Origin of the sequence: Rheinheimera sp. (assembly GCF_037442345.1) — a bacterium.
In the GTDB taxonomy this organism is placed as follows: Bacteria; Pseudomonadota; Gammaproteobacteria; order Enterobacterales; family Alteromonadaceae; genus Pararheinheimera.
The window spans coordinates 18746-45030 of record NZ_JBBIQL010000011.1 but is presented as its reverse complement, the minus strand read 5'-3'; the positions used below and the strand labels follow the sequence as shown (position 1 = coordinate 45030).

The following is a 26285-nucleotide window of genomic DNA, read 5'->3' as shown; positions in this document are numbered from 1 at the left end:
CATCGCAGCAGGCTGAGGGCGCGCACTCTAACAAAGAGCATCCTGACTGGCTATGCCAGTGAGGATGAATTTTTTTCAGGCTTTGCCTGCCTGCTCAATATACTGAGTGACCTGCAATTCGAGTTGCGACAATGGCACACTGCCGTTACGTAACACAGCTTCATGGAAGTCACGCAGATTAAACTTGTCGCCCAGTTGCTGTTCGGCCTGCCGGCGCAGCTTTTTGATGGTGATTTCACCCAATTTGTAAGACAGAGCCTGAGCAGGCCAACTGATATAGCGATCAATCTCCGTCGTCACGTTATGCATTGACAGTGCGGTATGGCTACCGAGGTAATCCAAAGCCTGCTGCCGGCTCCAGCCCAAGGCATGCATACCGGTATCCACGACTAAGCGACAAGCACGCCACATTTCATAAGTCAGCCGGCCAAAGTTGCTGTAGGGGTCCTGATAGAAACCCATTTCCAGCCCCAGGTATTCAGAATACAAACCCCAGCCTTCACCAAAGGCAGAGGTATAAAAGTTACGTCTGTAATCGGGTTGGTCAGCCATCTCAGCAGCCAGCGCAATTTGCAGATGGTGACCAGGCACCGCTTCGTGCAGGGTCAGAGCTTCCAGCTCATACAAAGGTCGACGATTCAGTGCGTAGGTATTGACCCAATAAAAGCCGGCTCTGTCTGCTCTGCCACTGCCCGCATAACGGCCCGATGTGTATTTGGGGGCGATTTCCGCCGGAACCGGCGCTACGCCATAAGGCTGTCTGGGCAGGGTTTTAAACAACTTCGGTAACTCAGCATCGGCTTTTTTCGCGATAAAAGACGCTTCTTTCAGCAATTCTGTCGCTGTTTTGGCATAAAACTGCGGGTCGGTGCGCAGAAACTCAATAAAGTCGGCAAAACTGCCGTGAAAACCTACCTGCTCAATCACTTGCTGCATTTCAGTTTTAATACGGGCCACTTCCTCCAACCCCAACTGATGCACCTGCTGTGGTGTCATTTTCAGCGTGGTGTAATGCTCCAGTCGATTCTGGTAAAACTCGCGCCCCTGCGGCAAAGAACTGGCACCTATCTGCTCCCGGGCCGCTGGCAGGTAACTTTGCAGGAAAAAGTCATAAAACTGCTGATAAGCCGGGTTGATCTGCTCGCTGATCAGGGTTTTGGCTTGCAGTTGCAATGAAAGCCAATCGGCATCTGACACAAAGTGGGGCTGTTGCCGGAACGGCCGGAAGAAAATACTTTGCTCCGGGTTTTGGCTGATATAGGCCTGAATGCCCTGTTCATAGCCCGTCAACACAGCCTTTGGCTGAGTCAGGCCCTTTTCGATACCACGGCGCATCCAGTCCGTTTGCTGCTGCATATAACGCGGCACAGTACTGAGTTTTTTCAGGTAATCCTGATAAGAGCGGGCTGAGCTGAAATCAGTACCTGACACCATAAAACCCAGACTGGAATGAAAACCTGATTCCGAGGTCAGCGGCATATAGTGGGCACCAAAACGGTATTCATCCACCGCATCCTGCAAACCATACAGCAGGATCTGATGGTTAATTTTCTGCTGCTCCGTCAGGCCCTTCAGTTCCGTCTGTTGCAGTTTTTGTAGCAACTCCAGCCGTTTCTGCTGCTTTTTTTCCAATGCTTCAGGCGACATATCTGGCAGGCTGGTGCTGCTGCGATCCGACAGTTGTTGCTGCTGTTGCCAGATTTGTGCAGACAACTGTTCAAAATCAACCGCAGGTGATGAAACTTTGGCCGCACAGGCCGCCAAAGACAAAGTCAGACCCAAAGCGATTAAAGTGCGTTGCATTCTTGTTCTCCTTGTTTTCTTTCGATTCTACCCTGCCGGTTCCAGAGCTCCAGCGGAACTATCTGTGCTTTCTGGAGATTGGACGTATTCAGTGGGTAAAACGAGGTAATTCGGCAGATTTTTTTGCATTAATGACAAAAACCACAATTGAAAACACAAAAAAGTAAAAAAATTAATTGTTAAGTTCCAAGCAAATGCAGACTTTTTTAAACAGATATGTCAGCTTAGTTGAAAGCAGCGGCTTGCCTTAGTGTTAGATTCGCGTAACATGGCAAAAACAACGCTAAATGAGCAGTAGTATTTAGTTGGAGTCAGGCTTGGCATGAAATATCAGGACTCAATCGATCAAGCGGGTGAAAAGGCGGCGCTGACGGCCGCTTTTTTACAGCGGCATCGTTTGGCAGCCCACCCGGTCAATTACACAGTGATCTATGAGTACATCAGTGGTCACAACGCCGGTTTATGCCACGCTATCGAACAGAAGCTGGCCGCCCAGGCCAGTTTTGATGATTTTGTGATGGCCGAGCTGTACAGTCAGTGGCTGGTGCCGCAACAGGCAAGGCAAGAAGCCTTAGCCCATCAGGTCACCACTATGCTGGCCAAGCTGTCCGGCACCACCGACATTGCCAACGAAGCAGTGCAACACTACATTGATATGCTGGATCAGGTGTTGCTGGGGCTGGATCCAAACAACAGCAACCGCAGCAAAGACAGCATCAATAAAGCCATCAGCGCCACTTACGCCATCAAAGCCTCACAGCAAAAGCTGCAGGACCAACTCGAGTTCTCCAACGAGCAATGTCACCACCTGCGTGATGAGCTGGACCGGCTGAAACAGGAACGCCAGCTTGATCCCTTAACCGGCCTCTACAACCGACTGGCCATGCAGGAGCATCTGGACTTATGGCTCAGTGAAAACCCGCATCGCCGTATTGCGGCAATAGCGGTCGATCTGGATCATTTTGCCCAGTTTAATCAGGATTATGGCGCTGGTATCGGGGATGTGATTTTAAGTAAAGTGGCGCGCAAAATTGCCAGTTATGTGCAGGAAAGTGGTTTGCCTGTGCGTTGTGGTGGCGAAGAATTCCTTATTTTGCTGCCAGATGTCGATTTACGTACAGCCGGCGAAATTGCAGAACAAGTGCGGCGCGGCGTCGAGAAACTGCGGTTTGTTTCATCAAAAAGCAAAAAGACCTTACCGAAAATCACCATTTCTCTGGGGGTCTCCATCTACAACGCGGCGGAAAACTGGCATCAGTTTTTATCGCGCTCAGCCCGGGTGCTGCAGGAAGCCAAGCAACGCGGTCGTAACCAGGTTGCGAACGAGCTGATGCTGGCTCTGTAAATGGCAGCAGCACTGAAAGACTGCTATTCCCCCTCTTTTGTACGACAGCTGGGAGTGTTGTGCCAACAACAGCACCCGGCTTTTGATCTGAGCGCTTTCAGTACCTATGTGCAGGCAGAGGACTGGTCTGAGCTGGAACTGAAACAACGTATGCGTCGGATCAGTACGGCGCTCGCGCTGCATTTACCTGAATCCTTTGCAACTGCACTCCCCATTGTGCAACAGGTGGCCGTGCAGTTTTCCGGCTTACAGGGTCTGGTGTTTCCTGACTTTGTTGAAGTCTGTGGGCTGGAGCACCCGGAGTTGTCCATTCAGGCACTGGGTGAACTGACCCGCTATTCCAGCAGTGAATTTGCTATCCGACCCTTTTTGTTGCGGTACCCTGAACTGGTGTTACCACAGTTATTGCAATGGGCTGAATCGGACGATTTGCATCAGCGCCGGCTGGCCAGTGAAGGCGCCCGGCCCCGCTTGCCTTGGGGGCTGGCGTTGAAACCCTATCAACAGGACCCAACCCCTCTCATGCCCGTGCTGGAGCGGCTGAAAGCGGATCCGCAACCCTATGTGCAGCGCAGTGTGGCGAATCATCTGAATGACATCAGTAAAGATCATCCACAGCTGGTGTTGCAACTGGCAGAACGCTGGCTGAATCACAGCCATGCCACCAACTGGATTTTACGCCATGCACTGCGTGGTTTATTGAAGCAGGCCAATCCTCAGGCGTTACAGCTGTTTGGTATTATGCCTGTGGATTTGCAGGCGCAGTTAAGTCTGACCTCCACCACCGCATCGGCCACCCAGCCGCTGCAGTTTCAGCTGACCTTAACAGGCGAGGCGCCCGCTGGTCCCTTGCGGCTGGAGTATCGCATTGGTTATCTGAAAAAAAACGGCCAGCTCAGCTACAAAGTGTTTCAATGGGCCAGACCCCAGTGGCAAGGTCAGCCATTGCAACTAAATAAACAACAGGCTTTCGTCGACCTGACCACCCGTAAGCACTACCCGGGACAACACCAACTGGAAGTCTGGCTGAATGGCCGTTGTATTGCGAGCCAGGCCTTTGCCTTGAACTGACAGGACAGCCTGGTTCAGACGGCACAGAAAGTCTGCGCAATGATTGGCGTGGCCGCCTGAATCTTTTACACTAACGCCAATTTTTCTGCCCGAGGCTTATTTATGTCAGACCCATCCAATCAAACCCACTTTGGTTTTAAAACAGTGCGGCAGGAAGACAAAGTCTCGCTGGTGGCCAATGTATTTCACTCGGTGGCCGGCAAATATGACCTGATGAACGACCTGATGTCGATGGGTATTCACCGGCTGTGGAAACGCTTTACCATTGACAGCAGTGGGGTGCGTGCTGGTCATCAGGTCCTGGATCTGGCCGGTGGCACCGGCGATATCACGGCACTGTTTTCAAAACGGGTTGGCCCAACAGGCAAAGTGGTACTGGCCGATATCAATGAGTCCATGCTGAATGTCGGTCGCGACAAACTGCGTGACCTGGGTTTAGTGAACAACATTCAGTATGTGCAGGCCAATGCCGAAGCCTTACCTTTTGCGGATAACAGTTTTGACATCATCAGCATTGGTTTTGGCCTTCGCAACGTCACCGACAAAGATGCCGCGCTGCGCTCCATGTACCGAGTGTTGAAGCCAGGTGGTCGCCTGCTGGTGCTGGAGTTTTCCAAACCTGAATACGACTGGCTGAGCAAAGTCTACGATCTCTATTCCTTTAAACTGCTGCCAGCCATTGGTCAGCTGGTCGCCAATGACAAAGACAGCTACCAGTACCTGGCCGAGTCCATCCGGATGCATCCGGATCAGGACACCCTGAAACAGATGATGCAAAGCGCCGGTTTTGAGCATGTCAGTTACCACAACCTGACCGGTGGCATTGTCGCCCTGCACAAAGGATACAAGTTCTGATGTTGAACCTGCTGCCACAGTTGCTCTGTGCTGCCTTTGAAAAGGTGCTGCAGAAGCTGCTGGCAATGGACCCTACTTCTGTTCAGTTACTGGCCCCAGTGCAAGGCAAACAGCTGGCATTGCAGTTAAAGGAGCTGCCCTGGCGTTTTGTGTTGTCTGCCTCGGAACGGCAACTGTTGTTAAACCAGCATCTGGAGCAGGCGGACTGCGAAATCAGCACCGATCTGACCACAGCCCGTCAACTGGCCGATCCCAGCCAACTGACCCGGCTGATTAAACAAGACAAACTGAGCATTCAGGGTGATTTGCAGGTGGCACAACAATTCAGTCAGGTCCTGCAGCAGTTAGACCCCGACTGGCAACAAGAGCTGTCCGTCTGGCTGGGCGACGCACTGGCCCACAAGCTGGCGACTGCGCTACGGCAGGTGCAGCAACTGCTGCAGCATAAGCTGGCCGAGTTGCAGCAACAAAGTGTCGAATTGCTGCAGGACGAATTGCAAAGCACGCCAAGCCGTGCCGAGTTTCAGCAATTCCAGCTCAGCCTGACGTCAGTGCAAACCCGGCTTGAGCAGCTCAGCCGTCAATTAAAAACCCTGCAGGAGTCTTAGTGGGTATCAAGCGCTTTTATCAGATTTTCAGCACCTTACTGCGCTTTGGCCTGGACAATCTGGTGCCTGAAAAATGGCGCCCCTGGTACTGGCAACTGGTGCGAAGCTGCGCCTTCTGGCTCAGTAACCGCCATCCGGAAAAATCGCAGGGAGAGAGACTGCGGCTGGCCTTGCAGCAGTTAGGGCCGGTTTGGGTTAAATTTGGTCAAATGTTGTCCACCCGCCGCGATTTGTTCCCTGATGAATGGGTCGACGAACTGGCCAAACTGCAGGATAAAGTCAGCCCCTTTCCTGGTGAACAGGCCGAAGCTGTAGTGAAAAAGCAGCTGGGCCTGCACAGTCTGGACGAGTTATTCAGTTATTTTGAGCTGACACCGCTGGCGTCGGCTTCTATTGCTCAGGTGCACACCGCAGGTTTGAAACAGGCTGATGGTGCTGTGGTTGATGTGGTGGTTAAAGTGATCCGGCCTGCTATCCGGCCACAAATTCTGGCCGATCTGGAGCTGATGGACGCATTGGCCGGACTGGTGGCCCGTTACCTGCCAGACGGCAAGCGACTGCGGCCACAAGAAGTAGTGGCCGAGTACCGAAAAACCATTCTGGACGAACTGGATCTGCAGCGGGAAGCCGCCAATGCCATTCAGCTGCGGCGTAATTTCGAAGGCTCAGACTCCCTGTATGTGCCTTATGTGTATGCCGATTACAGCCGCCCTGCCGTGATGGTGATGGAGCGCATTTACGGCATCCCGGTCTCCGACATTCCGGCGTTAAAGGCACAAGGCACCAATATGGAACTGCTGGCCAAGCGGGGGGTGGAGGTGTTTTTCACCCAGGTGTTCCGCGACAGCTTTTTTCATGCCGATATGCACCCAGGCAACATTTTTGTCTCACGCGAAACTCCGGAAAACCCCAAATACATCGGCATTGATTGCGGTATAGTGGGTACCCTGAATAAAGAAGACAAACGTTATCTGGCCGAAAACTTTGTCGCCTTTTTTAACCGCGATTATCTGAAAGTTGCACAGCTGCACGTTGATTCCGGCTGGGTGCCTGCGGATACCAGCGTGGAAGAGTTTGAAAGCGCTATCCGCACTGTCTGTGAGCCAATTTTCCAGAAACCTCTGCAGGATATTTCCTTTGGCCAGGTGCTGTTTAACCTGTTCAACACAGCACGGCGTTTTAATATGCAGGTGCAGCCTCAGCTGGTGTTATTGCAAAAAACCCTGCTTTATATCGAAGGTCTGGGCCGTCAGCTGTACCCGCAACTGGATTTATGGCAGACCGCGAAACCCTTTCTGGAAAACTGGGTCCAACAGCAAATGGGGCCGGCCGCCTTGTGGCGCGAATTAAAAGCCAATTTGCCGTTTTGGGCAGAAAAACTGCCCGACATGCCGGGTTTGTTGCACAACTACCTGCAGCAAGGGCCAAAGAACCAACAGGCGCTGTTGCAACAACTGCAGCAGTTGCAGCTGCAGCAGCAGGAACAGACAAAAAAACTGGCCTGTGCGGTGTTTGGTGGTATGAGTTTTGTAGCCACTGTCTTATTATTGACATCTGGCTGGACTATAACAGCAGCCTGCGGTGGCTTAGTCACGGCGGCTATGCTCTGGAAAATACGCTGACCTGAAGCAGGTGCAGCAGGCAGTAACAAGGGGATATTCAACATGGGTTTTGGTGGCATCAGTATCTGGCAACTTCTGATTGTTCTGGTCATTATAGTTCTGCTATTTGGCACAAAACGCTTACGCAGTCTGGGTTCAGATTTAGGCTCTGCTATTAAAGGCTTCCGCAGTTCAGTGAAAGAGCAGGCAGAGGATACCGAAGTGCCAGCTCCATCTGCTCAGCCTGCAGTCGAACAGAAACCTGCAGCCCAGCAAACCACTGCTGCGCAGGAGCAGCAAAAATCAACTGATCAGCGCTAAATGAGTTTTTGGGAGCTGGTGGTTATCGCCGTTGTCGCGTTGTTGGTGTTAGGGCCAGAGCGACTTCCTGGCGCCATCCGGAGTGTCAGCGACTTTATCCGCGGAGTGAAACAGTTTGGCCAGCAAATGCAGGCCGAGCTGAATGACGAACTGCGGGTACAGGAACTGCACGAAAAGCTGAAGCAGGCCGAAGAAAAAGGTTTGCTGAATCTCAACAACGAAGAAATGCAGGCCATTGCTGAACTGCGTCAGGCGGCGGCGGATGTGACCAACCCGTATCCTGCGGCTGCCGCTCCCGCGGCCTCAGCAGCAGTGACTTCAGAGCAGCCCGCCTCTTCTTCTCCAACCACAGACAGTTATGAGCAGCACAAATCCCAATAGCCTGTTAGGTCACCTGATCGAGTTACGTCGTCGGCTGTTGCATGTGGTGGCTGCTGTGCTGCTGGTGTTTATTGGCCTTGCCTATTGGGCAGCCGACATTTACCACCTGCTGGCCTCGCCATTGATGACGGTGTTACCACAAGGTGCATCCATGATTGCCACCGACGTGGCGGCCCCTTTTTTCGCGCCTTTTAAACTGACCTTTATTGTCGCTTGTTGCCTGGCGGTGCCTTATATTTTGTGGCAGATCTGGTTGTTTGTGGCGCCCGCTTTGTATCAGAAAGAAAAACATCTGGTGGCACCACTGATCGTCTCCAGCACCCTGCTGTTTTACCTCGGCATCTGCTTTGCCTATTTTGTCGTCTTCCCTATTGTCTTTGGCTTCTTTACCAGTGTGGCTCCTGAAGGGGTGACCATTGCCACCGATATCAGCAGCTATCTCGACTTTGTACTGAAATTGTTTTTTGCCTTTGGTCTGGCTTTCGAAATTCCGGTCGCCGTGTTATTACTGGTCTGGACAGGCGCCGTAGAGCGGAAAAGTCTGGTTGAAAAGCGGCCTTATTTTGTGGTGTTCGCTTTTATTATCGGCATGTTGCTGACACCACCTGATGTGCTGTCACAGACACTGCTCGCTGTGCCTATGTGCCTGTTGTATGAACTGGGGATCTGGCTGAGCCGGTTTTATCAGCCCGGCACAGACGACACTACAAACGAGGAAATTCAATGAAAGCTGTAGTTGTGACAATGAGTTTGCTTCTGGCGTCGGTTCAGGCGGCAACAGTCGATGACGAATTACAGAAATGCCGCCAAATCAGTCAGGATCTGCCCCGGCTGCTGTGTTATGACCAGATAGGACAACCAGCCAAGACCGTTGCCGAAACTGTGACAACAAAAGCGGTCCCCCAAGTGGTCGCACAACAGCCTGTTCAGGCAGCAGCCGCAAGCCCTGCACCGGAAAAAACAGCTGAACAGGACTTTGGCATTGAACACAGAGCAGCGCCGCCGGAAGATTTACCAGAAGCAGTCACTGTCGTATTAACAAAAATTGCGACTGCTCCTCATGGTCAGAAGATCTTTACCTTCGACAATGGTCAGGTCTGGCGCCAGATCACCAAAGAATCCTTCGTCGCCAAAACAGGCGAAACCTATCAGTTAACCCGTGGTGTGCTGAACTCATTTTTCCTCGGACAACAAGATTCACCACGTAAAACCCGGGTTCGTCGGGATCAGTAAGTGGCCAGTTTTTGTGATGCCGGAGTGAATTTATTCAGCAATCAGTTTGATGCTGACCGGGCTGAGGTGATTGAGCGCGCAAAGCAGCATGCCGTGCAACAGTTGCTGCTGATCAGTTCAGATCTGCCTGAAAGTGCCCTGAATCTGGCATTCTGCCAAAACCATTCTGGCGTATTCTGTACTGCCGGAGTGCATCCACATCAGGCGGCAGGTGTACCCTCAGACTGGGTTCAGCAACTGCGTCCGCTGCTGAATGAGCCTGCGGTGGTGGCTGTCGGCGAATGCGGACTGGACTTTAACCGGGATTTCAGTCCCAGAAACACCCAGCTTCAGGTGTTTGAACAGCAGTTGCAACTGGCGTCTGAATTACAGAAACCTGTGTATTTACATGAACGTGATGCCTTTGCCGACCAACTGGCATTGCTGCGCGCTTACCCAGGCATCACCGGAGTCGCCCATTGTTTTACCGGCAACAAAGCCCAACTGACAGCTTATCTGGATCTAGGTTTACTGATTGGTATTACCGGCTGGCTCTGTGACGAACGCCGGAATCAGGAGTTGACAGAGGCCATCCAGTACCTGCCTTTGGACCGGATCCTGCTGGAAACCGATGCGCCTTATTTGTTACCAAGGACTCTCGCTGCCAAACCGAAAAACCGTCGGAATGAACCGGCTTTTATCAGTGAGATAGCCAGCTATCTTGCAGCGCTGAAGCAGCTCAGCCTGGCTCAGGTGGCCGAACAAACCAGCCTGAATTTTAGCCGTGTATTTCGTCTGATGGAGCACAGGGATGGGTTATGAATGGTTATCTCAGCAATGGCAGGGCCTGGTGGCCGGTCTCGCCATTGCCACTGTCCTGATCTCGTTGCTGGCCTGGCTCTTGTTTGTCTGGCAACAACGACGCTGGCAACAGGAAGTGGCGGATGAGCTGGAAGAAAAAATTCAGCAACGGACGCTGGAGTTGCAAATTACCCTGAATGAGCTGGCCGATAAAAACCGTCAGCTGGAACAGCAGAACACACTGGACGCGCTGACGGGTGTGCGTAACAGGGCGTTTTTTGATCAGAAACTGGTGGCCGAGCTGAAACGCTGTCGACGTGAACGCAGCTTTTTATCACTGCTGATGATTGATATCGATCATTTTAAAGCCATTAACGACCAACACGGTCATCTGGCCGGAGACGCAGTCATTCAGCAAGTGGCGCAGTGTATTCAAAGCCACCTGAAACGCAGCAGCGATCATTTATGCCGCTATGGTGGCGAAGAATTTGCGCTGATCCTGCCCAATACCAATTCAGAAGGCGCCATGCAGCTGGCCGAACAGGTGCGGCATGACCTGGCTCATTCTCAGGTCAGTTATCAGCAACTGGTGTTACTGATCAACGCCAGTATCGGCTGTTATACGGCTATTCCCGAACCCCTGCAGACCAGCAGTGACTTTATTCAGGCCGCAGATGCAGCCTTGTACCAGGCCAAACAAACCGGACGCAACAAAGTGGTGTGTTCGGAACTTTCGCAGCATGAAGTGGCTGCACAGGAGTCAGAATCCCATGAGCAAAACCAGTGAATATTTCCCCGCCAGCCGGTTGCGCCGGCTGCGCGCCCATGACTTCAGCCGCCGGCTGATGGCCGAAAACCAGTTGTCCGTCAACGACCTGATTTATCCGATATTTATTGTCGAAGGTGAAAACCAGCGTCAGGCCGTGGCCTCCATGCCAGGTGTAGAACGGCTGTCGCTGGATTTATTACTTGAGGAAGCACGGGAGCTGGCCGATTTGGGTATTCCGGCCATAGCACTGTTTCCGGTCACGCCCGCTGAAAAAAAATCACTGATGGCCGAAGAAGCCTATCACCCGGATGCATTAGCGCAACGCGCAGTACGGTTATTAAAACAACAGGTGCCAGAACTGGGCATTATTACCGATGTCGCCCTGGACCCTTTTACTACCCATGGTCAGGACGGCATTATTGATGAGAACGGCTATGTACTGAACGACATCACTACCGACATTCTGGTCAAGCAGGCCTTGTCGCACGCAGCAGCCGGTGCAGACGTAGTAGCCCCGTCCGATATGATGGATGGCCGTATTGGCGCTATCCGGGAAGCACTGGAAGACGCGGGTTTTGTGAACACCCAAATTCTGGCCTATTCAGCCAAATATGCTTCAGCCTACTACGGTCCGTTCAGGGATGCGGTAGGCTCCGCAGGCAACCTGAAAGGTGGCAATAAAAAGTCCTATCAGATGGACCCGGCCAACAGCAACGAAGCACTGCGTGAAGTGGCATTGGATCTGGAAGAAGGAGCCGACATGGTGATGGTGAAGCCTGGAATGCCCTATCTGGACATAGTCCGTCGTGTCAAAGACGAGTTCGGGGTACCGACTTTTGCTTATCAGGTCAGCGGTGAGTACGCCATGCATATGGCCGCCATTCAAAATGGCTGGCTGAATGAAGAAGCGGTAGTGATGGAGTCTTTACTGGCATTTAAGCGCGCCGGTGCCGACGCCATTCTGACGTACTTTGCCAAACGCGCTGCGCAGTGGCTGAAATAACAAAGGGGGTCAGAGTCTGGCTCTGACCCCCAAATCTTTTATTGCACTATCAGCTGCCACCCAGCCTGTTGTTGGTACAAAGCTTCCTGTTCCAGTTCAGCCCGCATCAGTGGATGATGTTCCAGCCAGCCTGTGGGTAAGGTTAAATGCAATGCCTCCGCATGGGCCTGCACCTGCACAGCAGGTAAAGCTTCATGGCGGCGGCGCATCGACAGAATGACTGCCAGCCGCAATATGCGGGTCAGCCTTACCGCCAGCAGCACAGATGTCATGGTCTGGCGTGCCAGAATATCTTTATTCAGATCGGCTCTGTGGTTGTGAACCAGGGCCATCAGCAACTGCTGCTGCGCCCGGGTGAATCCCGGCAACTCTGCATGGTTGATAATATAAGCGCCATGATGGTGATGGTTTTTGTATTCAATCAGCAACCCCAGCTCATGCAACAAAGCGCCGCAACGCAAAATACTTAAACCTTCAAAGCTTTGCAGTTTCCACTGGGAGTCCAGCTGCTGGGCCAGCATGGCCGCCATATCCGCCACCCGGTTGGCATGTTGCTGGTCAATAAAATACCGCACCATCATGCTTTGCACTGTGCTGGCACGCACATCCTGATGCTGTAACTGCGGTAACATGCCGTACAACACACCTTCACGCAGTGCACCACCGGACAAAGTCATACCTTTAATCTGCAACACCCGGAATAACGCGATGAGAATAGCCAGACCGGACGGGAAGACCTGTTTGCGTTCTTGCGCCAGACCAGGAATCATCAATTGGTCCATATGACCACAAGCCAGCGCTTGTTGCAGCACAGTCTCCAGACGGGACAAGGTAATGACTTCGTCCTTGCCTTGTGCAACCAGAATTTCCTGCAATGCCTGCACAGTGCCGGAGGCGCCTACGGCGTTCTGCCAGCCTTGGGCCAGATACTGCTCCGCTACGCTCTGAATTTCCCGCTCCGCCGCCGCAATAGCGGCATTAAAGTTCTGTTCACTGAGTTCGTTGTTCTGGAAATACCGTTCCAGGTAAGTGACACAGCCCATATTCAGGCTGGACAGTAGCAATGGCTGAAACCCCTGTCCGACCACCACTTCAGTGGAGGCGCCACCAATATCAATCACCAGCCGGTTTGCTTCACAATTGGACGTATGGGCCACACCAAGGTAAATAATACGGGCTTCTTCTTCGCCGGAAATGACTTCAATTTTATGGCCAAGGATCTGTTCGGCTTCCGTCAGAAAGGTTTTGACGTTGCGGGCCAATCGCAAGGTGGCCGTGCCGACAATACGGATATTGCTGGCCGGAATATCCTGCAGCCGTTCAGCAAATAACGCCAGACATTCCCAGCCACGGGTCATGGCTTCTTTACTGAGCACCAGGCTGTCATTTAAACCAGCCGCCAGACGCACTTTACGTTTCACCCGGCCTATCACCTGCACACTGCCAGCCACCACTTTAACCATCAGCATGTGGAAGCTGTTCGAGCCGAGGTCAATCACAGCATAAATATCATTATGCTGTGATTGGGTCTGACCAAATTGCATCGCCTTAACGCGGACGGCTGCGTGGGTTCCGCGAGCCATTCGACTGACTTCGCTGGCCGGTACGGGCCTGTCCAGGCCGACGACGGACACGGGGTTTGGGCGGGGTAACATCATCCAGCAACACAGTCGCATCGTACTGAGTCACCGGAATGGCATGACGGATATACTCTTCGATAGCCGTCAGGTTCAGCGCATAACGCTCACAGGCGAAACTGATGGCTTTGCCGCTTTCACCAGCGCGGCCTGTGCGGCCAATACGGTGCACATAGTCTTCACAATCATCCGGCAGGTCATAGTTAAACACATGACTGACTTTCGGAATATGCAGACCGCGGGCCGCCACGTCTGTAGCGACCAGAATGTCGAGCTGTCCTTTGGTAAACTCTTCCAGAATACGCAGACGTTTTTTCTGAATCACGTCACCTGTCAGTAAACCAACGCGATGCCCATCGGCTTCCAGCCAGGCGTGAATGTCTTCGCAGCAGTGTTTGGTATTGGCAAACACTATAGCCTTATCCGGCCACTCTTCTTCCATCAGCGTCAGCAAGAGTTTCATCTTGTGCTCATCAGACGGGTAGAACAGCTCTTCGCTAATCCGGCTGCCGGTCATTTGCTCTGGCGCCACATGCACATGCACAGGCTGGTTCATTTGTTCAAAAGCCAGTTCCTGCACTTTGTACGACAAGGTTGCAGAGAACAACAGACTCAAGCGCTCTGTGGCCGGAGGCATCCGGCGGAACAAAAAGCGGATGTCTTTGATAAAGCCCAGATCAAACATCCGATCCGCTTCATCCAGCACCACCACCTGAATTTGTGACAGGTCGTACAGGCCTTGTTTCAGGTAGTCAATCAGACGGCCTGTGGTCCCGATCAAAATATCTGCACCTTTTTCCAGCGCCTGACGTTGAGTATCGTACCCTTCGCCCCCATAGATCAGAGCAAGCTTCAAACCTGAGTGTTTGGCCAGCGCCTGAGCGTCATGATGGATCTGCACTGCCAGTTCCCGGGTCGGCGCCATAATAATGGCCCGCGGTTGACCTGACCCACGAGGTTCGTGTGTCAGTAAATAGTGGAAAGTGGCGGTTAAAAACGCGAGGGTTTTACCCGTTCCGGTCTGGGCCTGTCCTGCTATATCTTTGCCGGTCAGAGCTATGGGAAGACACTGCGCCTGTATTGGTGTGCAATGCTCGAAACCTTGCGCAGAAAGTGCGGCAAGAACCTGAGGTGCCAATGCAAAATCGGCGAATTTGTGTGGTGTTAAGTGTGTTTTATTCATACGCGCTAAGCATAACCGTTACGCTTGCAATAAGGAACAGTCCGGATAAAATTGGCTTTAAATTTTTGCAGTACCCAACTGCCCAGTACTAACGGAGAATACAATGAGTGAACATATTCTGCAGGTGTCAGACGATAGCTTTGAAGCCGATGTGTTAAAAGCTAACGCACCTGTCCTGGTTGATTTTTGGGCTGAGTGGTGTGGTCCGTGCAAAATGATTGCACCTATTCTGGACGACGTAGCCAAAGAGTACGCCGGCAAAGTGACAGTCGCCAAAGTCAATATCGACCACAACCCAGGCACACCACCAAAGTTTGGTATTCGTGGTATCCCAACCCTGCTGTTGTTTAAAAATGGCCAGGTGGCTGCCACTAAAGTCGGTGCTTTATCAAAAACTCAGTTAAAAGAGTTTTTAGACAGCCATATCTGATTGAATTCAGGCGACAATCTGTTGAGGGTTTTCGCCTGTTCCCTGCTGTTTCCGGTAATTTCATCCCGAACAGACCACTCGCCGTATAAAAATGCAGCTTTTCTCGTTTTCATCTGGACGCCAGAAATTTATCCTGCTAAGGTGTATCGCAGCAACAAATCCCTAAAACCACGCTGTCCCGTTGACTAAACCTAAGCCTACTTCCTTTTAATCAGCGCGATGAGCTTGTAATTCTGTTTGACCAACAAGAATCCACACACTATGCATTTAACCGAACTGAAACTAAAGCCAATTAACGAGCTGGTTGATTTATCTGAATCTATGGGCCTGGAAAATATGGCCCGCCTGCGCAAGCAGGACATTATCTTCGCCATCCTGAAAGCCCATGCCAAAAACGGTGAAGAAATTTACGGCGATGGCGTTCTGGAAATTCTGACCGACGGCTTTGGCTTCCTGCGTTCTGCAGACAGTTCTTACCTGGCAGGTCCGGACGATATTTATGTCTCCCCCAGCCAAATCCGCCGCTTTAACCTGCGTACCGGTGACAGTATTTCTGGCCTGATCCGCCCGCCGAAAGAAGGCGAACGGTATTTTGCGCTGCTCAAAGTGAACGAAGTGAACTTTGGTCGCCCTGAGCAAGCCCGTAATAAAATTTTGTTTGAAAACTTAACCCCTTTGCATGCCAATTCACGGCTGCGGATGGAACGCGGTAACGGTTCCAAAGAAGACTTAACAGCCCGGGTGCTGGATTTAGCCTCCCCGATAGGCCGCGGTCAACGGGCGCTGATTGTGGCACCGCCAAAAGCCGGTAAAACCATTCTGTTGCAGAACATCGCCCAGTCGATTGCCGCCAATCACCCTGAATGTGTGCTGATGGTACTGTTGATTGACGAACGTCCGGAAGAAGTCACTGAAATGCAGCGACTGGTGAAAGGTGAAGTGGTGGCTTCGACCTTCGATGAACCTGCCAGCCGCCACGTTCAGGTGGCTGAAATGGTGATCGAAAAGGCCAAACGCCTGGTTGAACATAAAAAAGACGTGATTATTCTGCTCGACTCCATCACCCGTCTGGCCCGCGCTTACAACACAGTGATCCCAAGTTCAGGCAAAGTACTGACAGGTGGTGTGGACGCCAACGCGCTGCATAAACCTAAACGGTTCTTTGGTGCCGCCCGGAACGTGGAAGAAGGTGGCAGCCTGACCATTATTGCCACAGCGCTGGTCGATACAGGGTCAAAGATGGACGAAGTCATTTACGAAGAATTCAAAGGCACAGGCAACATGGAATTGCACCTGTCGCGTAAAATCGCCGAACGCCGTGTATTCCCGGCCATCGATTTCAACCGCTCCGGTACCCGCCGTGAAGAATTGCTGGCGTCGCCGGAAGAGCTGCAAAAAATGTGGATCCTGCGCAAAATCCTGAATCCAATGGACGAAACGGATTGCATGGAATTCCTGATCGATAAGCTGTCGATGACCAAAACCAACGACGAGTTTTTCGAAGCCATGAAACGGCAGAAAAACAGTTAAGACAAAAACCGGCCCTGTGGCCGGTTTTTTTTATGCACAGAGTTATGCCGGTGCAATTGCCGGCGAAAAATCACTATAACGTGCGACCCATGCAGCCGCGCGAGGGAATGACAAAGGCGCAACTCAGGGATGATTGTGCGGATGGTAAAGCAGGCAGTGCTGCCAACAGGACTGGCGGCAGCAGCGGATGAGAGAAACAATGACTACTCCACATATTCTGGTGGTCGGCGGTGGCGCCGGTGGGCTGGAACTGGCAACCCGGCTGGGCAATAAGCTGGGCCGCCACCACAAAGCCCGGGTGACTCTGATAGACCGTAACCCAACCCATATCTGGAAACCTTTATTGCACGAAGTGGCCACAGGCACCCTGGATGTTGATATTGACCAGGTGACCTACAGAGCCCATGCCAAAGCCCATGGCTTTGAGTTTCAGCTTGGCACCATGACAGGGCTGGACCGCGCCGGACGCGAAGTCATTCTGGCCCCTATTCAAGATGAAAATGGCGACCTGGTGCTGGAATCCCGCCGGCTGAAATACGATTACCTGGTATTGGCGATTGGCAGTATCTCCAATCATTTCAACACCCCTGGCGTGCAGGAGCACTGCATTTTCCTGGACAGCCCAACCCAGGCCAACCGTTTCCATCGTCGCTTGTTGGAAGCCTATCTGAAACTGAATTCGCCGTTACACCCAAAGGAAAACCTGAACATCGCGATAGTAGGTGCCGGTGCCACAGGGGTGGAGCTGGCCGCCGAACTGCACCATGCAGCGGCTGAACTGAACTCTTATGGTTTTGATGACGTAAAACGCGACCGGCTGAAAATTTCGGTGATTGAAGCAGGCCCCCGAATTCTGCCCGCCTTACCGGAACGCATTGCGGCCGCCGCCCATAAAGAATTGCTGAAACTGGGGGTGGAAGTACGGGTCAATACCAAAGTGACGGCGGCTACTGAAGATGGCCTGACTCTGGGTGACGAACAACTGCATGCTGAGTTGATGGTCTGGGCTGCCGGCATCAAAGCACCGGACTTCCTGAAAGAGCTGGATGGTCTGGAAACCAACCGCATTAATCAGCTGATGGTGCTGCCAACCTTACAAAGCACCATCGACAGCCAGATTTATGTGATTGGGGATTGTGCCGGCTGCCCGCTGCCGGACAATAAATGGGTACCGCCACGGGCTCAGTCCGCCCACCAGATGGCCAGCCACGTCGCCCGTAATCTGCTGGCGGTGCTGGCGGGCAAAGCACAGACGCCTTATATCTACAAGGATCATGGCTCACTGATTTCGCTGAGCCGTTTTGGCACTGTCGGCAGCCTGATGGGCAATCTGGTCGGCGGGGCCATGATGATTGAAGGCCGAATTGCCCGCATGGCCTACATCTCGTTGTACCGTATGCACCAGATGGCGTTGCATGGCTGGTGGCGCACCCTGATGATCTCAGTGATTGGTAAAATCAATAAAATCATCAGGCCGCGGCTGAAACTTCATTAGTTATTCACGGGTTTCAGCCTGCTCCGGCCGGATTTGCCGCTGCAGGCTGAACTCGGAATAATGCTGCAATAACAGTTGTTTTTCCGGCTCTGTCGCCCACAGCAGCATGGCTTGCCGGTAGCCCGGTTGCAATTTTAATCCGGACAATGCTTTATTGATGTCGGCAATCCACTGCTGCCCCTCCACACTTTTGGTGCAGCTGACATAGCCATAAGACAGCGGTTCCAGCCCTTCGATAGCACGGGACACCAGAGGCAACTCCAACCCCGCTTCTTTGGCAAAAAAAGCCAGCCGGTTGGGATAATCCACCACATAGTCGACCCGTCCAACCTCCAGCAATTGCGCCGGATTCAATGTCGACATTGAACTGCTGCCCAGATTGCTGCCTTCCTGGTTCAGATGGTTTGAAATGAGCTTAGGGTAAGCCCTGTCCGCTTCCAATAAACCCAATAACTCTGGCTGATGACTCAACTGCGCCATATCCACTGCCTGAACAGCCGACAAGAATCGCTGAGCCTTGGAGTTAGCTTCAGTAAAATTGATTTCCAGATTGGTGATCAGTGCGGCGGGTTCAGAGAACAAGCTACGGCTGGCACGTTCTGCGGTGTAACGCAGACCAAAAGTGCAGTGACTTTCTTTGGTAGAGGCTGACACCCTGGTAATCCGGGCCAGGTGAATTTGCCGGACCTGATGCTGATACTGAGGTAAAGCCTGCATCAGCTGCTGCATCAGCACATCGTAACGCCCCTGCCCGGCTTTGGGCCCTTCCGCGATCCGAAATGGCGGCCAATGGCTGTTGTACCAAACCATCACAGGTTGCGCATAAGCTGGCACAGAGCCTGCCAACATCAACCACAACAACCCGAATTTCTTCATCCATGCCTCCTTTTATACCCAAGTGACTTGTAGATGCAGAATTCAGCGGGAGATAAAAGTTCTTCTGGCAAGGCAGCTGTGTCACTTTAATGCTTCTCAAGCGACAACAGTTACTGCAACACAAAGCGCTTTTAACCCCGCCCGAAGGGGAGTCTCTGGGCGCTTGGGTATATACCGCAGCTACAGTAACAAAAGGCTTTTTGAGCAACAAGGCAGTTGGTCGCATCCAAATTTGCGACCAACAGACGACTTTTTAATCAATCACCCGGTGCACCAATGGATCGATAGCCGGTGACGTATCGGACCAGTTCAAAGCCGCCAGATACTCAGCTTTGGCTTTGTCAGCTTGCTCCTGGCTGTCGGCATGCACCCGAGCCAGCAACTGACCAGGGCTGAATTTGCCACCGAGAGGTTGTACATCACTGAACCCAACGGCAGGATTAATCACCTGAGCCGGATGTGCGCGACCTCCGCCCAAACGCACCACGGCCATGCCGATGGCTGTGGTGTCTGCACCCGCCAGATACCCAGATGCAGGTGCGGTAATGTCCAGCACCACTTTGGCTGGGGCCAGGTACTGTGCTGGTTTTTCCACTAAATCCGCCGGTCCACCCTGAGCAGCCACCATCTTACTGAACAGCTCCGCCGCTTTGCCTGACGTTAAGCTGTGTTCCAGTGCCGCCACGGCGCTGGTTTTATCCGGGTACAAACCAGCCAGTTGCAACATGCTGGCGCCCAGCGCCAGCGTCACCTGATGCAACCTTGGCTCCCGGTAGTTGCCGGTCAGGTAGTCCAGCGTTTCCATCACTTCCAGTGCATTGCCGGCACTGGTGCCCAGCGTCTGGTTCATATCAGTCAGCAGGGCCTGGGTCGGCACCCCAGCGCCTTTGGCAGTGTTCACAATGCTGCGGGCCAAAGCAGACGCATCAGCGACATTTTTCATAATGGCGCCCGAGCCAATTTTCACATCCATCGTCAGGTACTGCAGGCCGGCCGCCAGTTTTTTCGACAAAATGGATGCCGTGATCAGTGGGATGGATTCTACGGTCGCCGTCACATCGCGGATTAAATACAGACGCCGGTCCGCTGGTGCCAGCTCGGCACTTTGCGACACAATCACAGCGCCATTTTGGCGCACCAATTGCTGAATGGATTCCAGACTTTGTTGCGTCTGGTAACCCGGAATGGCTTCCAGCTTGTCGATGGTGCCACCGGTATGGCCCAGCCCCCGGCCTGCAATCATTGGCACATAAGCACCGCAGGCGGCCACCATAGGTGCCAGCATCAGACTGACTTTGTCACCGACACCACCCGTGCTGTGCTTGTCCACCACAGGGCCATTTAAGCCAGACCAGTTCAGCACTGCGCCCGAGTCACGCATCGCCCGGGTTAACGCCACCGTTTCTTCGGTCTGCATGCCATTTAAATAGATGGCCATAGCCAGTGCGGCAATTTGCCCTTCGCTGAAACTCTGATCCGTCAGGCCGCCGACAAACTGTTCAATAGCGTCGGCCGTCAGCGCACCACCGTTACGTTTTTGTTTAATGATTTCCTGAGGTAAGTACACAAGCGCTCCGGTTAAATTTTATTGCTGTTAGCCAGGTAAGTGGGTGTAAATGCAGAAGGCAGTAACTCATCCAGTCGCCATTCCTGTTGCTGCCCCAAATGATTGCAGCTGCGCACCGGACTGTCCGGCGCATAAAATTCGGCAATCACCTGGCGGCAGATCCCACAAGGCGGAGTCAGCTGAGTTTGTGGTGTGTACACCATTAAGGCCAGAAAACGGCGTTCTCCGGCCACCACGGCCGCGGCTATCGCATTGCGTTCAGCACAAGTGGTGCCACCATAAGAAGCATTTTCAACATTGCATCCGCTATAAAGTTTGCCGGAGGCGGCTAACACAGCCACGCCAACCGGAAACTTGCTGTAGGGTGCATAGGCGTGCTCTGAAGCCTGTTGGGCCAGGCGGGCCAGTTCTGCCCAAGGAATGTCATGACTCATTGTCCAAAGTCTCAGTCAGTAGACGGACTGAGTTTATCGCGCTAAATCCGCTTCAAATCAAGAGCAAAACGGCCATCCGGCCAGTAAATGCAGCAAAAAAGTTAATGCAAAGCACGTTCTGCCTGCTTTTTATGCAACAAGTAGCTGAAATAAGCCAGAGTGCAGAACAGCCAGAGTGCCAGTGTCGGGATTAACCAATACGCCAGCGCAATGCCGACCTGTTCCGCCACTAAACCTGTGCCCAAAGCGGCGGCCTGATAACCGATAGAGCCCCCCATATTGGCCAGGCCGGACAACACGGGGCCATTGTCGCTGTCCAAATCCATTGCAGCCGTCAGCATCAGCGGGAAGATAGCCCCTAAGCCCAACCCTAAGGCAAAGTTGCCCAGCTTCAATAACACAGGCAGATCGGCCAGTTTCACCAGCAAAGCGCCGCACAAAGCACAGGTGCCCAGTATCACCAACAACTGTGCGCTGCTGAACCAACGCAAAAACAGGTAAAACCCTAACCGGCTTAACACCATGCCACCGGTAAAAAAGGCGATGGTCAGCCGGGCGTCTTCGGTGCTGTAACCCAGCCCCTGGCTGGCATAAGTGACAAACCAGTTGCCATGGCCCCACTCCACAGCGCCATAACCAAACATCATCAGCGCCAGCGCAAAAAACACCGGCTGTTTCAGCACCTGACGGTACGACAAACTGCCTTTACTGTGCGCCATATGGGGTGGGCTTTCGTGCGTGCGCCCCAGATACCAGGCAAAGCAGGCAGTGAAAAACAGGCAAAGTGCCAGAATGCGCAACGGCCAGCGCCAGTCCTCCTGCAGCCAGTACAACGCTACAACATAGAGCGGTGCCAGCAAGGTGCCCAGGCTGAACATAAAGTCCATCAGGCCCATCATTTTGGCGCGTTTAGTCACATAGAGCCGGGCGATCAGGGTATGGCCTATGGTAAAGAGGCCGGAACAGGCCAAAGCCAGGAAATAGACAAAACCCAACAAGACTGGCCAGTAAGTCTGCAGCGAGGCCAGGCCAAGCAACAGCACCAACACCAGCATCAGCACTGCAAACAAAGGCACAAAGTCAAATTTCTGAATGTACTTGCCGCCTAAAAAGGCGCCACTGATGGAACCCAGTGACAACACAGCAAAAAATAAACCGCTGGCCGCTGCAGACATATTCAGCTGCTGCATCATGTCAGGCAGCAGTATGCCCCATAAAATACCCATCAACCCCAGCAGCATAAAGCTCAGGTAGACCAGCACTGTCACCTGGTTCCGGTATTGGTTATCCATCAAAGACCCCACTCAGACTAAAAGCATCGGCGTCCAGATAAGCCGGAAACTTCTGCTGAAACTGCTGTTGTATACTCAGATCAAGCTCGGCCTGCAGTACAGCATCCCGACCGTCAGCCCCATCCGCCAGAAGGACACCCAGATGATCCACCACCAGGGAATCACCGCTGTACTCCAGACCATTGTCGTCACTGCCAATACGGTTGCAACCAATAACCGCCACCTGATTCTCCAGCGCCCTGGCCTGCAGTAAAGTGCGCCAGACCTGACGTCTTGACGCTGGCCAGTTCGCGACATAAATCAGGGCATCATAATCCTGACGGTTGCGGGCGAACACCGGAAAGCGCAGGTCGTAACAGACCTGCAGACAGAAGCGCCAGCCCAGGTACTCCACCACCACCCGCTGCGTACCAGCCTGATAATGCTGATGTTCATTGCCCATGCGGAACAAATGCCGCTTGTCGTAATACTGCAGCTGGCCGTCTGGCGTGGCGAACAACAGCCGGTTTACCACGCCACCTGCGGCCCGGATGGCCACAGAACCGCAGACAGCGGCATTACGCAAAGCACTTTGTTGTAACAACCAACGGGTCGTCGGCCCGTGCATCGGTTCAGCAATCTGCTCTGCGTTCATACTGAAGCCAGTAGTAAACATTTCCGGCAATACATAAAGATCGGCCCCGGCAGCACTGTCCATGTGTTCGGCCAATTGCTGGCAGTTGGCTTCAGGCTGCTGCCAGACCAACGGGCTTTGCACTATGGCTAATTTGATACGCGACATAATTGCTCCGCAGCCTGCTGCAGCGTCTGCTGCTCTTTGGCAAAACAAAACCGGATCACCTGTTGCTGGGGTGGCAACCGGTAAAACACCGACAACGGAATAGCGGCCACTTTGTAGTCCGCCGTCAGTTGCCGGCAGAAACTGACATCATCCAAAGCACTCAGTGCACTGTAATCGGCCAGCTGAAAATAGGTGCCCTGACAAGGCAAGAGCCTGAATCCGGAAGACTGCAACAATGTGCGGAAATAATCGCGTTTTTGCTGATAAAAATCTGCCAGCTGAGTCACCAGCTCCGGCTTTTTCTGCATCAGCTCGGCAATAGCCTGCTGCGCCGGTGTAAAGCTGGAAAAAGTCACGTACTGGTGGATCTTACGAAACTCCACACTCAGCTCGACAGGAGCCACCGCATAACCCAGCTTCCAGCCAGTGACATGGAAAGTTTTACCGAATGAGGATACCACCACAGTGCGTTCGGCCAGTTGAGCAAACTGGTTGGCACTGTGGCGAGCCTGCCCGTCAAACACCATGTGTTCGTACACTTCGTCACTGATACAAAACAGCCGGTGTTTTACCACCAGCGCCTCCAACGCCAGCCAGTCTTCCCGGCTGAACACCATACCTGTGGGGTTATGCGGGCTGTTCACCATAATGAGCCGGGTTTTGTTGCTGATTTGGCGTTCCACGGCCTGCCAGTCCACCCGGTACATAGGCGGTTGCAACGGAATATGCACGGTGCGCCCCCCCGCCAGCTCTACTGCGGGCTGATAGCTGTCGTACGCCGGGTCAAACAGGATCACTTCATCGCCACTGCGAACCAGCGCCTGAACAGCCACAAACAAAGCTTCAGTGGCGCCACTGGTCACAGTGATCTGCCGCTCCGGACAGACAACCCGGCTATAACAACGCTGTGTCAGCGCCGCAATTTGCTCGCGCAGTGCCAGCACTCCAGGCATAGGGGCGTACTGGTTCAGCCCTCGCTGACTGGCCTGAAACACCAATTCAGGCAACAAAGGGTCACAAGGAAAATCCGGAAAACCCTGCGACAGGTTAATGGCCTGATGCTCAGTCGCCAGTTGCGACATCTGGCTGAAAATGGTGGTTCCGACCGAAGGGAGTTTGCTCTGTAACTTCATTTCAATTCAGTGGTGGCAGCGAATAACAGTATTGTGCGCTGCCTGTCGGGCCAAAGGCAAAGTTTTTGCGGCTGTCAGCGCTGGCCTGGGCTCATCACCGGTGCTATCATTTGGGCATTCTCACGTTTAGACGTCTACACATCAAGAGGCAAAGATGAATAGCCTGGCTCAGGTCCATCAGTTAAACCCTTATGCCATTCAGCTGTGTGCCACTGGCCGCTGGGTAGCACAGCGGCAATGGGTGCCTGCCACAGGGGGCAATTTTTCCATCCGCAGCTCAGCCCAAAGCTGCCTGGTCACAGCCTCTGGCAAAGACAAAGGTGAACTCAGCCCGGCCGATTTGCTGCAGGTGAATTTTGATGAGGCTGGTTTCAGTTGCCAGGGCAACCCCTCGGCAGAAACCGCTTTGCACTGTGCTTTGTATCAACTGTACCCGGATGCCAAAGCGGTGTTGCATACCCACTCAGTGCAGGCGACCGTTTTTTCGCGTGTTGTCCTGCAGCCACACTATTGCTTTGATGGCTACGAAATGCAAAAAGCCATTCAGGGGACCATGAGTCACCAACAGGCTTTGCTGTTACCCGTGCTGGAAAACAGCCAGGACATTCCGGCGCTGGCGGCTGAAGTCACCCGGCTGGCAACCTCGCAGTCTTTGCCCTATGCCTTTTTGGTGCGGGGCCATGGCCTCTATGTCTGGGGTGACAGCCTGGACCAAAGCAAACGCCATCTGGAAGCCTGGGAGTTTCTGATTGCCTGCGAGCTGGAACGCATTAAAATCGGCGGTTTGGTCTGACGGAGTTTTTATGTCCATTCGCGCTATAGTGACCGATATCGAAGGCACGACCACAGAGATTCAGTTTGTCAGCCAGGTGCTGTTTCCTTATGCTGCAGCTGCGTTACCCGACTTTATCCACCAACATCAGTACAGGCCGGATGTTGCAGCCCAGTTGCAGCACATCCGCCAGCTGATCAATCAACCTGAGGCGGACACTGCACAGCTGATTGCCATTTTGCTGCAGTGGATCCAGACCGATCAGAAAATGACGCCGTTAAAAGAGTTACAAGGCTTAGTCTGGGCCAGCGGTTATCAGAACGGAACACTCAAAGGCCACTTATACCCTGATGTGCTGCCTGCATTAACAGGCTGGTATCGCCAGGGCATAGGGCTTTATGTATACAGCTCCGGTTCTGTGGCAGCACAGCGTCTGTTGTTCAGTCACAGCGTCGAAGGTGATATCAGCGGCTTGTTTCTGGGCCATTTTGATACGCATATAGGAGCAAAAAAGGACAGCAGCTCCTACCGGGCCATTGCCGCGCAATTGGCACTCCCAGCAACCGAGATCCTGTTTTTATCTGACCATCCGGATGAAATTCTGGCCGCTCAGGCCGCTGGCTGGCACTGCATTCAATTGCTGCGCGACGGCCAGTACAGTGAGCTGCAGCCACAAGCAACAGATTTCATTCAGGTCAATCAGCTATTGGAAGCACTATGAGCCAACTGACCTTGTATTCAGCGCAGAATGCGACTCAGTCACTCTGGCAATCAGACAACCCCGTTGCCATTGCTGACAAGCTCGCCGGTTTTGGACTGAGCTTCCGGCAGTGGCCGGTTTCCGCGTTGCCGGATGAGGCAACAGCAGAACAAATCCTCGCCTGCTATCAGAGCCAAATTACCCAGTTGAAACTTGAAGCCGGTTATCAAACCGCCGACGTCGTCAGTCTGCATGCCGATCATCCGGACAAAGCAACGCTGCGGCAAAAATTTCTGGCCGAACATAGCCACCAAGAAGATGAAGTGCGGTTTTTTGTGCGTGGTCAGGGCCTGTTTTGTTTCCATATCCAGGGGCAAGTGCTGCAACTGCTGTGCACCCAAGGGGATTTAATCAGCGTGCCGGCTGGCACCCTGCACTGGTTTGATATGGGTTCAGCCCCTTGTTTTACCGCCATTCGCCTCTTTACCGACCCCACAGGCTGGGTGGCTCAGTTCAGCGGCAGCCCCATTGCGGAGCAGTTTCCGCTGCTGGACTAAGGCTTGCACCGTTGCGGTGCAAGCCTGCAACACAGCGACTCACTGGCATGAAAATTCATAAATATTTCGCAATTAAATCATAATCTTAAATTATGGTTTCTTTTTTGCTACCCTTGTAAGCAGATTAG

27 protein-coding genes are annotated in these 26285 nt (G+C 53.0%); 18 read left to right on the top strand and 9 right to left on the bottom strand.

Annotated features, from left to right (window positions below):
- Positions 1-75: 75 nt before the first annotated feature.
- On the bottom strand, positions 76-1803 hold the full coding sequence (locus tag WKJ04_RS08250) for a DUF885 domain-containing protein (protein ID WP_337879989.1): 1728 nt from the start codon (positions 1801-1803) through the stop codon (positions 76-78).
- Between the two features lie 322 nt (positions 1804-2125).
- On the opposite strand from WKJ04_RS08250, the gene WKJ04_RS08245 reads away from it, so the two are divergent.
- The 12 genes from WKJ04_RS08245 (at position 2126) to hemB (ending at position 11770) form a co-directional block, all read left to right on the top strand.
- Complete coding sequence (locus WKJ04_RS08245; RefSeq protein WP_337879988.1) at positions 2126-3148, top strand: diguanylate cyclase; 1023 nt, start codon at positions 2126-2128, stop codon at positions 3146-3148.
- Positions 3149-4219 carry a DNA alkylation repair protein gene (locus WKJ04_RS08240; protein ID WP_337879987.1) on the top strand — a complete coding sequence of 357 codons (1071 nt, stop codon included), beginning with the start codon at positions 3149-3151 and terminating at the stop codon, positions 4217-4219.
- 102 nt (positions 4220-4321) lie between these two features.
- Positions 4322-5074 carry a bifunctional demethylmenaquinone methyltransferase/2-methoxy-6-polyprenyl-1,4-benzoquinol methylase UbiE gene (gene ubiE / locus WKJ04_RS08235; RefSeq protein WP_337841736.1) on the top strand — a complete coding sequence of 251 codons (753 nt, stop codon included), beginning with the start codon at positions 4322-4324 and terminating at the stop codon, positions 5072-5074.
- Entirely contained in the window at positions 5074-5682 is a 609-nt protein-coding gene (locus tag WKJ04_RS08230) for an SCP2 sterol-binding domain-containing protein (RefSeq protein WP_337879986.1), read from the top strand. Before ubiE ends, WKJ04_RS08230 begins: the two co-directional genes overlap by 1 nt.
- On the top strand, positions 5682-7304 hold the full coding sequence (gene ubiB / locus WKJ04_RS08225) for a ubiquinone biosynthesis regulatory protein kinase UbiB (RefSeq protein WP_337879985.1): 1623 nt from the start codon (positions 5682-5684) through the stop codon (positions 7302-7304). Before WKJ04_RS08230 ends, ubiB begins: the two co-directional genes overlap by 1 nt.
- Before the next feature lie 42 nt (positions 7305-7346).
- On the top strand, positions 7347-7604 hold the full coding sequence (tatA, locus tag WKJ04_RS08220; RefSeq protein ID WP_337879984.1) for a twin-arginine translocase TatA/TatE family subunit: 258 nt from the start codon (positions 7347-7349) through the stop codon (positions 7602-7604).
- Positions 7605-7985 (top strand): Sec-independent protein translocase protein TatB, encoded by a 381-nt coding sequence (gene tatB, locus WKJ04_RS08215; RefSeq protein ID WP_337841740.1) that lies wholly within the window; start codon positions 7605-7607, stop codon positions 7983-7985. It abuts the gene before it with no gap.
- The gene (gene tatC / locus WKJ04_RS08210; RefSeq protein ID WP_337841741.1) at positions 7963-8712 is read left to right on the top strand and encodes a twin-arginine translocase subunit TatC; all 750 of its coding nucleotides are present in this window, start codon (positions 7963-7965) and stop codon (positions 8710-8712) included. Before tatB ends, tatC begins: the two co-directional genes overlap by 23 nt.
- Positions 8709-9218: a hypothetical protein gene (locus tag WKJ04_RS08205; RefSeq protein ID WP_337879983.1), complete on the top strand. Its 510-nt coding sequence runs from the start codon at positions 8709-8711 to the stop codon at positions 9216-9218. Before tatC ends, WKJ04_RS08205 begins: the two co-directional genes overlap by 4 nt.
- Positions 9219-10019: a TatD family hydrolase gene (locus WKJ04_RS08200; RefSeq protein ID WP_337879982.1), complete on the top strand. Its 801-nt coding sequence runs from the start codon at positions 9219-9221 to the stop codon at positions 10017-10019.
- Positions 10009-10785, top strand: coding sequence for a GGDEF domain-containing protein (locus WKJ04_RS08195; protein WP_337879981.1), 777 nt, complete (start codon positions 10009-10011; stop codon positions 10783-10785). The genes WKJ04_RS08200 and WKJ04_RS08195 overlap by 11 nt, the downstream gene beginning before the upstream one ends.
- Entirely contained in the window at positions 10769-11770 is a 1002-nt protein-coding gene (gene hemB / locus WKJ04_RS08190; RefSeq protein ID WP_337879980.1) for a porphobilinogen synthase, read from the top strand. The genes WKJ04_RS08195 and hemB overlap by 17 nt, the downstream gene beginning before the upstream one ends.
- Before the next feature lie 38 nt (positions 11771-11808).
- Here hemB and gppA read toward each other — a convergent pair whose 3' ends face one another.
- Entirely contained in the window at positions 11809-13353 is a 1545-nt protein-coding gene (gppA, locus tag WKJ04_RS08185; RefSeq protein WP_337879979.1) for a guanosine-5'-triphosphate,3'-diphosphate diphosphatase, read from the bottom strand.
- On the bottom strand, positions 13319-14590 hold the full coding sequence (gene rhlB, locus WKJ04_RS08180; RefSeq protein WP_337879978.1) for an ATP-dependent RNA helicase RhlB: 1272 nt from the start codon (positions 14588-14590) through the stop codon (positions 13319-13321). Before rhlB ends, gppA begins: the two co-directional genes overlap by 35 nt.
- 103 nt (positions 14591-14693) lie before the next feature.
- On the opposite strand from rhlB, the gene trxA reads away from it, so the two are divergent.
- The 3 genes from trxA to WKJ04_RS08165 all read left to right on the top strand — a co-directional run bounded on the left by trxA (position 14694) and on the right by WKJ04_RS08165 (position 18045).
- A complete protein-coding gene (gene trxA, locus WKJ04_RS08175; RefSeq protein WP_337841748.1) occupies positions 14694-15020 on the top strand; it encodes a thioredoxin TrxA in 327 nt (108 codons plus the stop codon).
- Between the two features lie 261 nt (positions 15021-15281).
- The gene (rho, locus tag WKJ04_RS08170) at positions 15282-16550 is read left to right on the top strand and encodes a transcription termination factor Rho (protein ID WP_337841749.1); all 1269 of its coding nucleotides are present in this window, start codon (positions 15282-15284) and stop codon (positions 16548-16550) included.
- A 199-nt stretch (positions 16551-16749) separates the two neighbouring features.
- Entirely contained in the window at positions 16750-18045 is a 1296-nt protein-coding gene (locus tag WKJ04_RS08165; RefSeq protein ID WP_337879977.1) for an NAD(P)/FAD-dependent oxidoreductase, read from the top strand.
- On the opposite strand, the gene WKJ04_RS08160 is transcribed toward WKJ04_RS08165, so the two are convergent.
- The 6 genes from WKJ04_RS08160 to WKJ04_RS08135 form a co-directional block, all read right to left on the bottom strand.
- Positions 18046-18921: a hypothetical protein gene (locus WKJ04_RS08160; RefSeq protein ID WP_337879976.1), complete on the bottom strand. Its 876-nt coding sequence runs from the start codon at positions 18919-18921 to the stop codon at positions 18046-18048.
- Between the two features lie 253 nt (positions 18922-19174).
- Complete coding sequence (gene deoA, locus WKJ04_RS08155) at positions 19175-20488, bottom strand: thymidine phosphorylase (protein ID WP_337879975.1); 1314 nt, start codon at positions 20486-20488, stop codon at positions 19175-19177.
- A gap of 11 nt (positions 20489-20499) precedes the next feature.
- Positions 20500-20922: a cytidine deaminase gene (locus WKJ04_RS08150; protein ID WP_337879974.1), complete on the bottom strand. Its 423-nt coding sequence runs from the start codon at positions 20920-20922 to the stop codon at positions 20500-20502.
- Positions 20923-21023: 101 nt separating this feature from the next.
- Positions 21024-22214 (bottom strand): MFS transporter, encoded by a 1191-nt coding sequence (locus WKJ04_RS08145; RefSeq protein ID WP_337879973.1) that lies wholly within the window; start codon positions 22212-22214, stop codon positions 21024-21026.
- Positions 22207-22995, bottom strand: a complete 789-nt coding sequence (locus WKJ04_RS08140; protein WP_337879972.1) for an amidohydrolase — start codon at positions 22993-22995, stop codon at positions 22207-22209. Before WKJ04_RS08140 ends, WKJ04_RS08145 begins: the two co-directional genes overlap by 8 nt.
- Positions 22977-24128 (bottom strand): methionine aminotransferase, encoded by a 1152-nt coding sequence (locus tag WKJ04_RS08135; protein ID WP_337879971.1) that lies wholly within the window; start codon positions 24126-24128, stop codon positions 22977-22979. Before WKJ04_RS08135 ends, WKJ04_RS08140 begins: the two co-directional genes overlap by 19 nt.
- A gap of 154 nt (positions 24129-24282) precedes the next feature.
- On the opposite strand from WKJ04_RS08135, the gene WKJ04_RS08130 reads away from it, so the two are divergent.
- Genes WKJ04_RS08130 through WKJ04_RS08120 form a run of 3 tightly spaced genes read left to right on the top strand, consistent with a single transcriptional unit; the run spans position 24283 to position 26157 of the window.
- Positions 24283-24921, top strand: a complete 639-nt coding sequence (locus tag WKJ04_RS08130; RefSeq protein WP_337879970.1) for a methylthioribulose 1-phosphate dehydratase — start codon at positions 24283-24285, stop codon at positions 24919-24921.
- A gap of 10 nt (positions 24922-24931) precedes the next feature.
- Positions 24932-25621 carry an acireductone synthase gene (gene mtnC, locus WKJ04_RS08125; protein ID WP_337879969.1) on the top strand — a complete coding sequence of 230 codons (690 nt, stop codon included), beginning with the start codon at positions 24932-24934 and terminating at the stop codon, positions 25619-25621.
- Positions 25618-26157 (top strand): acireductone dioxygenase, encoded by a 540-nt coding sequence (locus WKJ04_RS08120; protein ID WP_337879968.1) that lies wholly within the window; start codon positions 25618-25620, stop codon positions 26155-26157. Before mtnC ends, WKJ04_RS08120 begins: the two co-directional genes overlap by 4 nt.
- Positions 26158-26285 lie beyond the last annotated feature (128 nt).